General features: G+C 70.7%; 11 protein-coding genes, 2 tRNA genes and 2 pseudogenes. 5 read left to right on the top strand and 10 right to left on the bottom strand.

All coding sequences use genetic code 11. From position 1 onward, the window contains the following. Positions 1–21 precede the first annotated feature (21 nt). Positions 22–495, top strand: coding sequence for an ATP-binding protein (locus tag AC2CHE_RS15540; protein WP_484505595.1), 474 nt, complete (start codon positions 22–24; stop codon positions 493–495). 32 nt (positions 496–527) lie between these two features. On the opposite strand, the gene AC2CHE_RS15535 is transcribed toward AC2CHE_RS15540, so the two are convergent. From AC2CHE_RS15535 to AC2CHE_RS15510, 6 genes are all read right to left on the bottom strand, one after another. After that, complete coding sequence (locus AC2CHE_RS15535) at positions 528–1,358, bottom strand: phosphoribosylaminoimidazolesuccinocarboxamide synthase (RefSeq protein ID WP_484505594.1); 831 nt, start codon at positions 1,356–1,358, stop codon at positions 528–530. 86 nt (positions 1,359–1,444) lie between these two features. Further along, positions 1,445–1,684, bottom strand: coding sequence for a hypothetical protein (locus AC2CHE_RS15530; protein WP_139233146.1), 240 nt, complete (start codon positions 1,682–1,684; stop codon positions 1,445–1,447). Positions 1,685–1,801: 117 nt separating this feature from the next. Further along, positions 1,802–1,875 (bottom strand) — tRNA-Met (locus AC2CHE_RS15525). A 178-nt stretch (positions 1,876–2,053) separates the two neighbouring features. Further along, positions 2,054–2,127 (bottom strand) — tRNA-Met (locus AC2CHE_RS15520). 183 nt (positions 2,128–2,310) lie between these two features. Continuing rightward, entirely contained in the window at positions 2,311–5,346 is a 3,036-nt protein-coding gene (locus AC2CHE_RS15515; protein ID WP_484505593.1) for a UPF0182 family membrane protein, read from the bottom strand. A 101-nt stretch (positions 5,347–5,447) separates the two neighbouring features. After that, positions 5,448–6,461 carry a YlbL family protein gene (locus AC2CHE_RS15510; protein ID WP_484505592.1) on the bottom strand — a complete coding sequence of 338 codons (1,014 nt, stop codon included), beginning with the start codon at positions 6,459–6,461 and terminating at the stop codon, positions 5,448–5,450. Positions 6,462–6,576: 115 nt separating this feature from the next. On the opposite strand from AC2CHE_RS15510, the gene AC2CHE_RS15505 reads away from it, so the two are divergent. After that, positions 6,577–7,875, top strand: coding sequence for a zinc-dependent metalloprotease (locus AC2CHE_RS15505; RefSeq protein WP_484505591.1), 1,299 nt, complete (start codon positions 6,577–6,579; stop codon positions 7,873–7,875). Positions 7,876–7,918: 43 nt separating this feature from the next. On the opposite strand, the pseudogene AC2CHE_RS15500 reads toward AC2CHE_RS15505, so the two are convergent. From AC2CHE_RS15500 to AC2CHE_RS15490, 3 genes and pseudogenes are all read right to left on the bottom strand, one after another. Further along, positions 7,919–8,278, bottom strand: a pseudogene (locus tag AC2CHE_RS15500) (hypothetical protein); the annotation flags it as partial. A gap of 104 nt (positions 8,279–8,382) precedes the next feature. Next, positions 8,383–8,602, bottom strand: a pseudogene (locus AC2CHE_RS15495) (hypothetical protein); the annotation flags it as partial. A 42-nt stretch (positions 8,603–8,644) separates the two neighbouring features. Beyond that, complete coding sequence (locus AC2CHE_RS15490) at positions 8,645–9,166, bottom strand: M48 metallopeptidase family protein (RefSeq protein WP_484505590.1); 522 nt, start codon at positions 9,164–9,166, stop codon at positions 8,645–8,647. 532 nt (positions 9,167–9,698) lie between these two features. On the opposite strand from AC2CHE_RS15490, the gene AC2CHE_RS15485 reads away from it, so the two are divergent. The 3 genes from AC2CHE_RS15485 to AC2CHE_RS15475 all read left to right on the top strand — a co-directional run bounded on the left by AC2CHE_RS15485 (position 9,699) and on the right by AC2CHE_RS15475 (position 12,517). Beyond that, positions 9,699–9,866 carry a DUF5679 domain-containing protein gene (locus AC2CHE_RS15485; RefSeq protein ID WP_012014940.1) on the top strand — a complete coding sequence of 56 codons (168 nt, stop codon included), beginning with the start codon at positions 9,699–9,701 and terminating at the stop codon, positions 9,864–9,866. Positions 9,867–10,073: 207 nt separating this feature from the next. After that, positions 10,074–11,120: a hypothetical protein gene (locus AC2CHE_RS15480; protein ID WP_484505589.1), complete on the top strand. Its 1,047-nt coding sequence runs from the start codon at positions 10,074–10,076 to the stop codon at positions 11,118–11,120. 68 nt (positions 11,121–11,188) lie between these two features. After that, positions 11,189–12,517 (top strand): ABC1 kinase family protein, encoded by a 1,329-nt coding sequence (locus tag AC2CHE_RS15475; RefSeq protein WP_484505588.1) that lies wholly within the window; start codon positions 11,189–11,191, stop codon positions 12,515–12,517. Positions 12,518–12,816: 299 nt separating this feature from the next. On the opposite strand, the gene AC2CHE_RS15470 is transcribed toward AC2CHE_RS15475, so the two are convergent. Beyond that, a complete protein-coding gene (locus tag AC2CHE_RS15470) occupies positions 12,817–13,182 on the bottom strand; it encodes a WhiB family transcriptional regulator (protein ID WP_099849908.1) in 366 nt (121 codons plus the stop codon). Positions 13,183–13,313 lie beyond the last annotated feature (131 nt).

Genomic DNA, 13,313 nt, shown 5'->3' with positions numbered 1-13,313 from the left:
GATCTCTGTCGGGACGGGGCCATGACGAACTCAGGATCTTCCCCACCGCGTACGGTGGTGCCCATCGAACACGCCCTTTTGATCGCCGACGCCTTCGACCAGGCCCAGGTGACCGAACTCCGACACTCGGTCGCCTCGTGCGCACACACCGCAGGGCTACGCGACGACCGGCTGGACGACTTCGTGCTCGCCGTCAACGAACTGATCACCAACGCGGTGCGGCACGGCGGCGGGCAGGGTTGGCTGCGGCTGTGGAAAGAGTCCGGCCTGGTGTTGTGCGAGGTCGCCGACCATGGTCCCGGCATCAGCACACAGAGCCTCGACAACCGCAGCCGACCCGCGCCGGAGACGGCCGGCGGGTGGGGCCTCTGGCTGGCCCGCGAGCTGACCGACGCGATGGATGTCGAGACCGGGCCGGCCGGCACCACGGTACGCATCATCACCACGACCGTCCCCGCCGACCAGCATCTCGGCCGCCACCGCAGCGGCGAGTAGCGACTGCCGCGCCCGCCGGTCTTCGGCAGGAGTTACCAGCGCTCGCCGGTCAGCTTCTCGTAGACGTCCACGTAACGGGCCCGGGTGGCGTCGACCACGTCGGCGGGCAACTCCGGTGCCGGGCCCCGCTTGTCCCAGCCGCTGCGCGCCGCCCAGTCCCGTGCGTACTGCTTGTCGTAGGAGAACTGGGCGCGCCCCGGCTGGTACGACTCCGCCGGCCAGAATCGGGACGAGTCCGGGGTGAGCAGCTCGTCGCCGAGCACCAGGGTGCCGTCCGCTGCCCAACCAAGCTCGATCTTGGTGTCGGCGACCAGGATGCCCCGGTCGGCCGCCAGTTCGGCGCCCCGGCAGTACACGTCGATGGTCAGCTGCCGCAGCCGGTCGGCGGTCTCCGCGCCGACCTTGTCGACCACCTCGGCGAAGGTCATCGGCTCGTCGTGCTCACCCACCGGCGCCTTGGTGGACGGGGTGAAGATCGGCTCCGGCAGGATGGACGCCTCGACCAACCCGCGCGGCAGTTCGACGCCGGAGACCTTCCCGGTGTTCTCGTACTCCTTCAGGCCGCCGCCGGTGAGGAAGCCACGAGCGACGCACTCGACCGGAACCATCTCGAGCCGGCGGCAGCGAATCGCCCGACCGGCGAACTCCGCTGGCACGTCGGTGGCCGAGATGACGTGGTTGGGGACCAGGCCGGCCAGCTGCTCGAACCACCACAGCGACAACGCGGTGAGCAGCTTGCCCTTGTCCGGAATCGGGGTCGGCAGCACCACGTCGTAGACGGAGATGCGGTCGGAGGCCACCAGGATCAGGTCATCGCCCTCGGCGTAGACGTCCCTCACCTTGCCCGAGTGCAGAAGTTCCACGCGGACAAGTAGACCACGCGCCGGGCGTACCGCCGCTGGCGGTCCACGACCCGGCCGCCAGACGCACACGGCACCGGTGCGCCTGGTCAGCGCCGACGACGGGTCATCCGGATCACCAGCAGGACGATTACTGCCACCACCGCCAGGCAGCAGAGCAGGCTCAGGAAACCGAAGACGCCGAAACCGCGCCCGCGCCGTCGAGCCGCCTCCACCACCAGTTCGCCGGTGCCGGTCGACGCCCACGCCGCGACCGGGACGAAAACCGTCAGCACGACCGTACCCAGGAGCGTGCCGAGCCGCCCCCACCACCTACCGAAGGAAGACATGCGCCCATCCTCGCCGAGACGCGCAACCTCGGTCGGCCGAACGAAGCTCGTGTCGACGCCGGGACGGCACCGGACAACGACAGTGGCCCCGGACGAATCCGGGGCCACTTCTCGCAGTAGCGGGGACAGGATTTGAACCTGCGACCTCTGGGTTATGAGCCCAGCGAGCTACCGAGCTGCTCCACCCCGCGTCGGTAGGATCAGCCTACCTCATCCGTAACCCGACCCGACACCAGCCCCACCCGTAACGCCGAGGGCCGGCAATTCGCCCCGCTGGCTGGCCCGGACCAGCGCGGCACGGCCGCCCGGACGGGGATCATCTCCGGATGAAGAAGAGGCCCCGGACGAATCCGGGACCTCTTCTCGCAGTAGCGGGGACAGGATTTGAACCTGCGACCTCTGGGTTATGAGCCCAGCGAGCTACCGAGCTGCTCCACCCCGCGTCGGTAGATCCACCGTAGCGCACCACCCCCGCTGCCCGCAAAACGACCCACGCAACGCCCGGTTCGACCTCCGCCCGCACCGCCGATTTCCGGTGAGCGCTCGGCTCAGTCGCCGCTCAGACACGGTGAAGCCCGCGGCAGTGACGAGGAACGCCGGGCCGCGGGCTTCACGCGTTGGTTCGGTCAGCCGGTCGGTGAGGGACTGCCGGAAGGTGCCGGAGGACTCGCGTCGTTGCTGCCCGCCGCCTGCTGCGCCTGCTGGAACGCGGTGAGCGCCTCGTCCAGCGCGGCCAGCGCCCGGCCGTACCGCTCGAAGTCGCCGGATGCCTGGGCGGCGCGCACCTCGGTGATCGCGGTCCGTACCCGCTCGGCGGCCGCGCCGAGGTCGCCGGTGAGCGGCGGGGCGTCGCCCGGCGACGGAGTGGCCGTGGGCGAGGGAGTGGCCGTCGGCGACGGCGGCGGCTCCTCACCCTCCGGCGGTGGCTCCTCGCCCCCGGCCGGCGGCGGGTTACCGGCCGCTGCCTGCTTGCCCTGCTCGACCAGCTGCTTGATGCCGTCGGCGACGTTGTCCGCCAGCACGACGTAGGAGCCCCCGTCGCCGTACGACATCAGCACCTTCTGCAGCAGCGGATACGCGTCCTGCTGGTTGCTCTTGACGTAGACCGGCTCGACGTAGAGCATCCCGTTGCCGAAGGGCAGCGAGAGCAGGTTGCCGTACTGCACCTGGGCCTGGTTCGAGGAGAGCAGGTTCAGGTCCTGTAGGATGGTGGCGTTGGTGTTTGTCATCCGCTGGTGCACCTGCACCGGCCCGGAGATCGCCGTCTGGTCCGGCAGCTCCAGCACCTGCAACGTGGGCCTGCCATCCTGGTACGACCCGGAGATCAGCGCGGCCAGGTTCTGCCGACCGTTGGGGGTGACCGCGCTGGTCAGCTGGAAGCGCGGCGCCTCCTGGCCGGGGAACTGCGTGTAGAGGTAGTACGGCGGCTGCTTCTGCCCGCTGTCCGGCGCGTCCGGCACGTTCGGCACCTGCCAGAAGTCCTGCCCGGAGTAGAAGTCGCCGGGGTTGGTGACGTGAAACCGGGTCAGCAGGTTGCGCTGCACCTTGAACAGGTCGGCGGGGTACCGGAAGTGGTCGGCCAGCGCCGGTGGGATCTCGGCGCGTGGTTTGATCAGGTCACCGCCGAACGCCTTGTTCCACGCCTTGAGCACCGGGTCGTTCTCGTCGAACTCGTAGAGAACGACGGTGCCGTCGTACGCGTCGACGGTCGCCTTCACCGAGTTGCGGATGTAGTTGACGTTCTCCCGGGCCAGCTGGATGGTGCCCCGGCCGGTCAGCTCGTCGGTGGTTTCCTGCTGGAGGTTGACCCGCTCCGCGTACGGGTAGGTCGCGGCGGTGGTGTAACCGTCGACGATCCACTGCACCCGGCCGTCGACCAGGGCGGGGTACGGGTCACCGTCCAGGGTGAGGAACGGCGCGACCTTTTCCACCCGGTCCCGAGGGTTACGCACGTAGAGCAGCTTGGAGTTGTCGTTGACCGCCTCGGAGAGCAGGAAGTTCGCCTCCTGCTCCTTGATCGCGTAGAGCAGGCGACGGGTGAACGAGCCGATCTCGACGCCGCCGGAACCGGTGTAGGTGTAGTACGACTCCGGTCCCTCACCGTCGTCACTGCTCTCACCCGCCGGGCGGTCGAACTCGGCCGGGTTGGCGTCCGCGCTCGGCTTGCCGACGATGGCGTAGTCACCGGTGGCCATCCGCTCGCCGAAGTAGATCCGCGGCTGGCTCGCCGGGATCAGGTCGGTCGGCGACGCACACGACTCCTGCGACCGCTCGCCGAGCGAACCAGAGACGAAGAACGGCTGCCCACCGCAGACCACCCGGTTCGCGGGCGCGGCCACCACCCCGTACCCGTGGGTGTAGACGGTGTGCCGGTTGATCCAGTTGCTCTGCTGCGCGGTCAGCTCGCCGTAGTTGATCTCACGTACGCCGACCACGTAGTCCTGGGTCGCGCCGTTGAGCGTGTACCGGTCGATGTCGAGCTTGGGACCGAAGTCGTAGAAGCCACGGACCTGCTGGAGCTGGGTGTAGGTCTCGCTGACCAGCTGCGGATCGAGCAGTCGGACGTTCGGCACCACCGACGTGTCGGTGGCCAGGCTCTCCGGCGGGTTCAGGTTGTTGGCCGAGTACGCCGAACTCTGGGTGATGTCCAGCCCGAACGACGCGCGGGTGGCGTCGATGCTGCGCTGGATGTATGGCGCTTCCTTGTCCCGGGCGCTGGGCTTGACCTCGAAGGTCTGCACCGCCCACGGGTAGATGCCGCCGATCGCCACCGCGGAGACGCCGAGCAGGGCCAACGAGATGCCCGGCCAGACCAGGTTACGCATCCAGGCGTTGGAGAAGACGATGATCGCGATCGCCACCACCACGGAGATGTAGGCGAGGATCTCCTTGGCCGGCAGCAGGGCGTTGATGTCGGCGTAGCCGGCGCCGTAGACGTTCACGCCGTCGTTGTACTCCAACAGCATCGCCCGCCGGTCCAGCACGTACGCGACGGCCTTGAGCAGGACGAAGACCGCGACCAGCGTGCTCAGGTGGGCCCGGGCGGCGTTGCTCATCCGGTCGCCGACGCCCTGCAGGCGGAGCCCGCCGAACAGGTAGTGCACGGCCAGCGCGCCGAGCAGCGCCAGGACCACCGCGGTGAAGCCGAGCCCCAGCAGGAACCGCCAGAACGGCAACTGGAAGACGTAGAAGCCGACATCGACGCCGAACTCCGGATCGTCCACGCCGAAGTTGCCGCCATGCAGGAAGAGCAGCCACTGGTTCCAGCGGCTCTGCGCCGACAGGCCGGCGAACAGGCCGACGATGGCGGCGACCGCCGTGATCCACAGGCCCAGACGGGGGCCGAGCAGCATCCGGTACCGCTCCAGGGTGGCCTGTTCCGGTGAGTGGGGTCGCATCCGTGGGCGCAGCCGTTGCGCGAGCCAGAGGTTGCCGCCGACGATCGCCGCCATCGCCAGACCCGCGGCCAGGAAGAGCAGCAGCCGGGTGACCAGCACGCCCCGGAAGACCTCGGTGTAGTCGACCTCGGAGAACCAGAGCCAGTCCGTCCAGGCCTGCACTCCCCAGCCAAGCAGGGTGAACAGCACGAACACCCCGATCAGGACCCCGATCGTGACGCGTCCTCGTCGGCTCATCCTCGGCAGAGGGCTGCTGCTACGCATGACCACTGTTGGCTCCGCACGCTCGTTATGATCGGCTCCGACCAGGCACCCAGAGTACGGGGTGTTCCTGAAAGCGTGAGCGCAAGGTCATGCCGCGCGGCTCAGCAGTACGTCGGCTCGCTCCCGGAACGCAGCTTCTCCAGCGCGTCCAACGCCTCGTCGAGCGAGCCCACCTTGACCAACGGTAGGTCCGGCTGCCGGTTACTGACTGCCTCGGCGCAGTTGGCCGCCGGTACCAGGAACGTGGTCGCGCCGGCCTCCTTCGCGCCGACCAACTTCTGCGGGATCCCACCGATCGGGCCGACCTGCCCGGCGTCGTCGATGGTGCCGGTGCCGGCGATGATCCGGCCGCCGGTCAGGTCGTCCGGGGTCAGCTTGTCGATGATGCCCAGGGCGAACATCAGCCCCGCGCTCGGGCCACCGATGTCCTTCAGGTCGAAGGAGAGGGTGAACGGGTGCGGCTGCTGCTGCTCGATCTCGATCCCGATCCGGGGCCGACCGTCGTGCTCCTGGCTGGTGATGGTGTCGGTCCGCGCGGCGCCGTCCCGGGTGTACCCGATCCGCAGCGCGCTGCCCGCCGGCCGGGCCCGGATGAGTTCGGTCAGCCGGGAGGCGAACGGTACCGGTTCACCGTCGACCGACGTCACCACGTCGCCGGGGCGCAGCACCGTGGCCGACGGCCCGTCGGCGGCGACCGTCTTGACCACGACCTGCACCTCGTAGCCGAGTTCCCGCAGCGCGGCGGTCTCCGCGCTGGTCTGCGAGACCTGGAAGTCCTCGGCGTTGCGCTGTTCCACCTCCTCCTGGGTCTCCCCCGGCGGGTAGACCAGTTCCCGCGGCACCACGGCCTGCTCGTCGGAGAGCCAGCCCTGGATGGCCGAGCGGAGCTTGACGCCGGGCTGCACCCCCACCGTGGTCAGCCGCAGTTGGCCGGCGGAACTGGAGGCGTCCCGGCCGGTGACCTGGATGACCTCCTTGCCGTCCGCCTGGCCCAGCGTGTCGACGGTCGGGCCGGGACCGAGCACCACGTACGGGATGGGCGCGCCGAGCACCCCGATGCTGAGCAGTGCGGTGAGCAGGGCACCGAGCAGGACGGTCAGGCCGCGACGTCTCATGCGGCAGAGCGTACCGATCCCGGTCGCGGCGCCCGGCCGGCACGACCAACGACTTCGCCCTGAGCGCAACCGTGGTAGCGGCGGCTCGGGGCGGAGCGCGCGTACCGTAGACGTCGTGCCTGATATTCCGTTCGGTTTCGCGCTACCGGGTGGGCAGCCGCCCGACCCCAACGACCCTGCGCAGATGCAGCAGTTCATGTCGCAGTTGCAGCACCTGCTCTCCGCGTCGGGCAGCGGGCCGGTCAACTGGGACCTGGCCCGTCAGGTGGCGGCCAGTCAGCTCGCCGCGGCGGGCGACCCGGCGGTCTCGCCCTACGAGCGTCACACGGTGGAGGAGGCGCTGCGCATCGCCGACCTCTGGCTGGAGCCGGCCTCCGCGCTGCCCTCGGGCATCCGTACCACGGTGTCCTGGAACCGCAACGAGTGGATCTTCAAAACCCTCGACGTCTGGCGCAAGCTGTGTGACCCGGTGGCCAGCCGAATGGTCGGCGCGATGGGCGACCTGGTCCCGCCGGAGGCCCGGGCCCAGCTCGGCCCCATGCAGTCGATGGTCGCCACCCTCGGTGGCGCGCTCTTCGGCGGCCAGCTCGGTCAGGCCCTCGGGTCGCTCGCCGCGGAGGTGCTCTCCGCCGGCGACATCGGCCTACCGCTCGGGCCGGCCGGCACGGCCGCGCTCGTCCCCGCCAACATCAAGGCGTACGGCGAGGGGCTGGAGCTGCCCGAGGACGAGGTCCGCCTCTACGTGGCCCTGCGCGAGGCGGCGCATCAGCGGCTCTTCGAGCACGTTCCGTGGCTGCGGGGGCACGTCCTCAACGCCGTCGAGACGTACGCCGCCGGCATCCGGGTGAATCGGGAGGCGATCGAGGAGGCGATGGGACGGGTCGACCCGACCGACCCGGAGTCGATGCAGGCGATCGCCCTGGAGGGAATCTTCACGCCGGAGGACAGCCCGACGCAGAAGGCGTCGCTGGCTCGGCTGGAAACCGCCCTCGCCCTGGTGGAGGGCTGGGTCTGCCACGTCGTCGACGGCGCGGCCGACGGCCGGCTGCCGAACCTGGTGGCGCTGGGCGAGGCGTTCCGTCGCCGCCGGGCGGCCGGCGGGCCGGCCGAGCAGACCTTCGCGGCCCTGGTCGGGTTGGAGTTGCGGCCCCGTCGGCTGCGCGAGGCCGCGGCGCTCTGGGCGGCGCTCACCGAGCACCGGGGGATCGCCGGCCGGGACGCGCTGTGGGGGCACCCCGACCTGCTTCCCTCCGACGACGACTTCGCCGACCCGGTGGCCTTCGCCATGGCCGACGTCGACCTGATGACCGAGTTGGAGAACTTCGACTTCTCTGCACCGGGTGGCCCGGAGGAGAAGGCCCCGGGCGAGGCGGAACGCCGCGACGACACCGAGGGCGGCGAGGGCCGTACCTGACCTGCTGGACCCGGCCGGTGGCGGTCGCACCGAGACGGCGGTGTCAGCGGCTCCGGCCGGCACCGGACAGCAGGGTCCGGGTGTGCTCCCACCCGTCGAGCGCCGGATCGAGCCGGGCCAGATCCGCCGGGCCGCGCAGCCGGTGCCAGGAGGGGGTAACTGCCAGGTCGCCGGGACGGGGTGCCGCCGCCCGCACGGCCGCGGGCACCGTGGCGTCCAGGTCCAGCGGCGGCAACCAGGACGGTACGGGGAGGCTGGCCGCCACCCCGAGCAACCCGGGCAGGCCGCCCTCGGCCGGTGCGACCGCGACCGGTCGACTGGTCAGCGGACGCAGCAGCTTGCCGACGGTGAGTCCGGGCAGGTCGGGCGCGTCGCCCGCGACGACCGCCACCTGCTCGTAGCGGTCGACCGTCGACGGCGTCCCGTCCACCGGCCCGGCATCGGACTGCGGGTCCGGCCCGGCCGAGCCGTGCGCATCGGTCAGGGCCGCGAACACCGCGTTCGGGCTCGGCTCGGGCACCTCGTACACGGTCGTGCCGGGCCAGATCACCGCGTCGGCCAACCAGCGGTCGGCTCGGGTGACCGCCACCGCGGTGTCCACCTCGTTGAGCATGGCGAGCAAGTCCACCACGTCCTCAGCGAGCGCGCTGCGCCAGTCCACCGGGTCGACACCGGGTGGCGTCCAGGCGATCGGCGCGAGCAGCGCCACCACCACTCGTCGGGCCATTCACCGACCCTACCGCTGCGGCGCCGAAGCCCCGACGGTCTGTCAAGGGGCACCGGCGACGGCCGCCACGCCCTCCAGGTAGCCGCGCGCCCGTTCGGTCCTCGGGTACCTGCCGACGAGAGCCCAGAACTGCGCGTTGTGACTGGACACGATGAGGTGGACCAGCTCGTGCAGCAGCACGTAGTCGATCACCCAGTCCGGCATCTCCTGGATCCGGTGGGACAGCCGGACCGAACGGTCCGCCGGGGTGCAGGAGCCCCACCGCCCGTTCTGGTTGCTCACCCACCGGACGCTGGCCGGCAGGGCCTGGTTGCCGTACTCGGTGAGGTAGAGCTTGATCAGCCGGCTGGCGCGGGCGAGCAGTTCGGCGTCGGAGCGGACCAGGCGCCCCTCACGGGCCGCCAGCCGGGCGAGCATCCGGTCGACCCACTCGCTCTCCTCGGCCCGGGAGAACTGGTCGGGAATGAGGACCACGACCCGCTCCCCGTCGCGGTAGGCGGACACCGTACGTCGCCGACGCTGGCTGCGCCGTACCTCGACGACCGGCTTCCGCGGCCCAGCCATCAGTGGACCGCGCAGCCTCGGTTTGCTGTCACGTTGGCAAGCTAATGCGTTGTGACCAGGGGTCCGCAAGAGTCAACCCCCCGACACGCGTCCGGAAAATGGGGATTGGTCGCCAGGAGTCCCGAAAAATTTCTTGCCAGACCAGGGACAGCCGTCACGGTCACCCTTCGTGGTGGCCGCCGAGGTGTCACACTTGGCCAGCAACACGCTAAGTGATCATCGCTGCGCAGTTCAAACCGGGTTCCACGCCCCCGCTCGACCCCCTCACCAGCGCAATTGCGGGATGCTGGTCGGCGTGTCCCCGGCAAACTGACCGATCTGACGCAATTCGGCGTGCACACTCTCGACGTCGCCTTGCTCACAGGGGCAATGCGCAGCTGACATGGAACCGCCCACACCTGGGTAGGGTCCGCCAACCGGCGGTCACGTAGGTGGCCGCCGGACAGGACCGGCGCCGGACGCCCTGAGCGACCGCCACCGGGAGACCCACCGGGTCGCTATCGACCGGTGGACGACACGAGGAGGGCACACCGTGGCCGACCAGGCCCAGACCTACAACGGTTACTGCGTCAAGTGCAAGGAGAAGCGGGACTTCGAGGGCCGTGTCGAGGTCTCGAAGACCGGCATGAACATGGCCAAGGGCAAGTGTCCGGTATGTGGCACAACAGTGAACCGCATCCTGGGCAAGGCGAAGGTCTGACCTACGCGTACCGGATTCGGGGGGGGGGGGGGGGGCCCCCCCCCCCCCCCCCCCCCGCCCATGTGCAGGGTCACTGTCGGACCACCGACAGTAGTACCCGCGAGCTGTGGATAACTCGCCAAAGCCTGTGGACAGCCCTGGATCTGGAGCCGGCCACCTGTGGACAACGATCGACGGAAAGCGTGGACGCGGTCACTATTCGTGCTCATGACGCGAACCGCCGATCAGCCGCCTTCTCCCCGTCCCCGCCTGCTACCGGGGCTCACCCGTCTCTGGCGCGACCGGCACACCCTTCAGCTCGGCCTCGGCCGGGAGCGGGCGGTCCTGGTCGAGGTGGCCGACCCCCGAGCGGCCCGGCTGCTCGACCTGCTCGACGGTACCCGCAGCGAACGGCAGGTGCTGGCCGGGACGGAAGTCCGCCCGGAACACGCCCGCGCTCTGCTCGATGCCCTGCGCACCGCCGGTCTGGTGGTGCCGGCGCACACCCTCCTACCCCGGGACCTCACCGGAACGCGACGGACCCGCCTCGCCGCCGAGGCCGGCGCGCTGGCGCTGGCCGCCGCCCGGTTGCCGGGCACCCCCGCCCAGGTGCTCCGACGCCGCCAGACCGCCCGGGTGACGGTCACCGGCAGCGGTCCACTCGGCCCCGCCATCGCGGTCGCACTGGCCCAGGCGGGCGTCGGCCACGTCCACCCCGAATTGCCCGGGGTGGTTCGTCCGCTAGATCTCGTCGGCACCGGTATCGCCGCCGCGGAGATCGGCAGGCCGCTCGATGCCGCAGCCCGGGCCGCGGTACAGCGGGCCGCCCCGGGCACCGGCACCGGCCCGCTGCGTCGGCCCCGCCCCGACCTGGTCGTGCAACTCGGCTGTGACCGGCCGGCAGCGCTGCTGGCCGCCGGTCACGCCCAACGGCGACAACCGCACCTGCTGGTGGACATCCGGGAGGGAATGCCGACGGTCGGACCAATGGTCCGCCCGCCGGTCGGCCCCTGCCTGCGCTGTCTTGACCTGCACCGGGCCGACCGGGACCCCGGCTGGCCGACGCTCGCGGCCCAGCTCGCCAGCGCCCCGCCCACCCCGGCCTGCGCCGTGAGTCTGCTGCTGGCGGCGACCGGATTCGCCGTCGGTGAGGCGTTGAGCCACCTCGACGGCGGCGCCCCCGAGACCCTCGGCGGATCGGTCGAGGTGTTGGCGTCCGGCAGCCTCCGGCGGCGCTACTGGCCGCCGCACCCGCGCTGCCGATGCGGCGGCTGACCGATGCGCCGGCAGCGGGTGCGCCTGCACGGCAGCAGCGGGCCTGCCGAGTCGGTAACAATGACCAAGTGACCGACATCCCGCGCCGGGCCGTGTCCCGGACCGCCAAGCTCGCCGCTCTGCCGCTCGGCTTCGCCGGACGGACCGTCCTCGGCATGGGAAAGCGCGTCACCGGGCTCGCCTCCGACGTGATCTCCGCAGAGATCCAGCAACGCACGGCCGAGCAGTTGTTCAGCGTCCTCGGCCAGCTCAAGGGCGGGGCGATGAAGTTCGGTCAAGCGCTGTCGGTGTTCGAGGCCGCCCTCCCGGAGGAGGTCGCCGCGCCCTACCGGCAGGCGCTGACGAAACTCCAGGAGGCCGCGCCGCCGCTGCCCGCCGCCAGCGTGCACAAGGTGCTGGCCGAGCAGCTGGGGCCAGCCTGGCGGGACCGGTTCGTGAGTTTCGACGATTCCCCGGCCGCCGCGGCAAGCATCGGGCAGGTGCACCGGGCCGTCTGGCGGCTACCGGACGGTTCCGGCCGCGACGTCGCCGTGAAGATCCAGTATCCCGGCGCCGGAGATGCCCTGCTCGCCGACCTGAAGCAGCTCTCCCGGCTCGGGGGCATGTTCCGGGCCATCCAGCCGGGGCTGGACATCAAGCCTCTCCTGGCCGAGCTGCGGGAGAGGATCACCGAGGAACTGGACTACGAGTTGGAGGCGGAGTCGCAGCGGGCCTTCGCCGCCGGGTACGCCGACGACCCGGAGATCTACGTACCGGAGGTCTGCTTCGCCTCGTCCCGCGTCCTGGTGACCGAGTGGGTCGAAGGCAGGCCGCTGGCCGACATCATCCGGTCCGGCAGCGAGGAGCAGCGCGACGAGGCGGGCCGCCTGATGGCCACCCTTCATCTCTCCGCGCCGGCTCGGGCCGGGCTGTTGCATGCCGATCCACATCCGGGAAACTTCCGGCTGCTGCCCGACGGTCGGCTCGGCGTGATCGACTTCGGGGCGGTGGCCCGGATGCCGGAGGGTACGCCGGAACCGATCGGCCGCATCGCCGGGCTGGCCCTGCGCGGCGATGCCGACGGGGTGGAGGCCGGGCTGCGGGCCGAGGGCTTCGTGAGTGGCGCGGAGCCGATCGACGCGCACGCCCTGTTGGAGTTCCTGCGTCCGATGCTGGAGCCGATCGCCGCCGACGAGTTCCGATTCACCCGGGCCTGGCTGCGTGCCGAAGCGGCCCAGCTGGCCAGCCCCCGCTCCCCGGCGTACCAGTTCAGCCGACAGCTCAACCTGCCGCCGTCCTACCTGCTCATCCACCGGGTGACGCTCGGGTCGATCGGGGTGCTCTGCCAGCTGGAGGCCAAGGCCCCCTACCGGGGCATCCTGGAGCGCTGGCTACCGGGATTCGCCCCGATCGGTTGAGCCCGGACGCGACGCGGCGGGCGGGGCCGAAAGGTCCCCGCCCGCCGTCTGCGTGTTCGTCCTAGAGAACGCCCAGTTCGCGAGCTGACCGGGCGCGGCCGATCATGGCGATCGTACGGGCGGATCGGGTTGCCTCAGTGCTCGTGGTGGTGCGACCGGCCTGAGGCCGGAGCATTCGAGCCCTCGACAACGCTTCGTGGAGTAGGTGCATCTCGGCTCCGTTCGGAAGGTGCAACACGGTGGTCAGCTTTCTCTCGGCCGGCGCGACACCGGCGGGGTCGGTCTGAATCGGGAACATGTCAGGCCGCCAGCCGGACAGCGCTGCGCGACGCGGCGAGACCATTGGCCGCCAGCCGCGCCTCGGCCTCGACCCGCAACTCGGCGTCACGGGCAAGGTCCTCCTTGCGCGGGCGACCACGGGGCCGCTTGCGCGGAACGACCGCGCCACGCTCGAAGATCTCGCCACCCCAGACGCCCCACGGCTCGGCCCGCTCGACCGCGCCGGCCAGGCACTCGACGCGCAGCGGGCAGTCCCCGCAGAGCGACTTGGCCAGTTCCAGCTCGGTAGGCGAGTCGGAGAACCACAGGTCGGGGTCGAACTTCCGGCAGGGCAGGTTCGCCTCCACCTCGACGCTCACGTCGAGTGGGGCCAACGCCAGACTCATCGCCCGGTCACCTCTCTCTCACTGCGATCTCGTAGATCGCTGTTGCGACGTACTTCGGCGGTGCAAAAAAACTGAGGCCGCGGATCCCGGTGTGCGGGTTCCGCGGCCTCGAGGTGAGCCGGTGGTCTGTG

Source organism: Micromonospora sp. ATLC16, from assembly GCF_057196645.1.
The sequence above is the reverse complement of the archived record's forward strand: the minus strand, read 5'-3'. Positions and strand labels throughout refer to the sequence as shown.

What these genes read in the sequence shown, in the direction of transcription:
- AC2CHE_RS15540 (WP_484505595.1), top strand. Translation starts at nt 22, where the DNA reads ATGACGAACTCAGGATCTTCCCCACCGCGTACGGTGGTGCCCATCGAA.
- AC2CHE_RS15530 (WP_139233146.1), bottom strand. Translation starts at nt 1,684, where the DNA reads ATGTCTTCCTTCGGTAGGTGGTGGGGGCGGCTCGGCACGCTCCTGGGT.
- AC2CHE_RS15515 (WP_484505593.1), bottom strand. Translation starts at nt 5,346, where the DNA reads ATGCGTAGCAGCAGCCCTCTGCCGAGGATGAGCCGACGAGGACGCGTC.
- AC2CHE_RS15510 (WP_484505592.1), bottom strand. Translation starts at nt 6,461, where the DNA reads ATGAGACGTCGCGGCCTGACCGTCCTGCTCGGTGCCCTGCTCACCGCA.
- AC2CHE_RS15490 (WP_484505590.1), bottom strand. Translation starts at nt 9,166, where the DNA reads ATGGCTGGGCCGCGGAAGCCGGTCGTCGAGGTACGGCGCAGCCAGCGT.
- AC2CHE_RS15480 (WP_484505589.1), top strand. Translation starts at nt 10,074, where the DNA reads ATGACGCGAACCGCCGATCAGCCGCCTTCTCCCCGTCCCCGCCTGCTA.
- AC2CHE_RS15470 (WP_099849908.1), bottom strand. Translation starts at nt 13,182, where the DNA reads ATGAGTCTGGCGTTGGCCCCACTCGACGTGAGCGTCGAGGTGGAGGCG.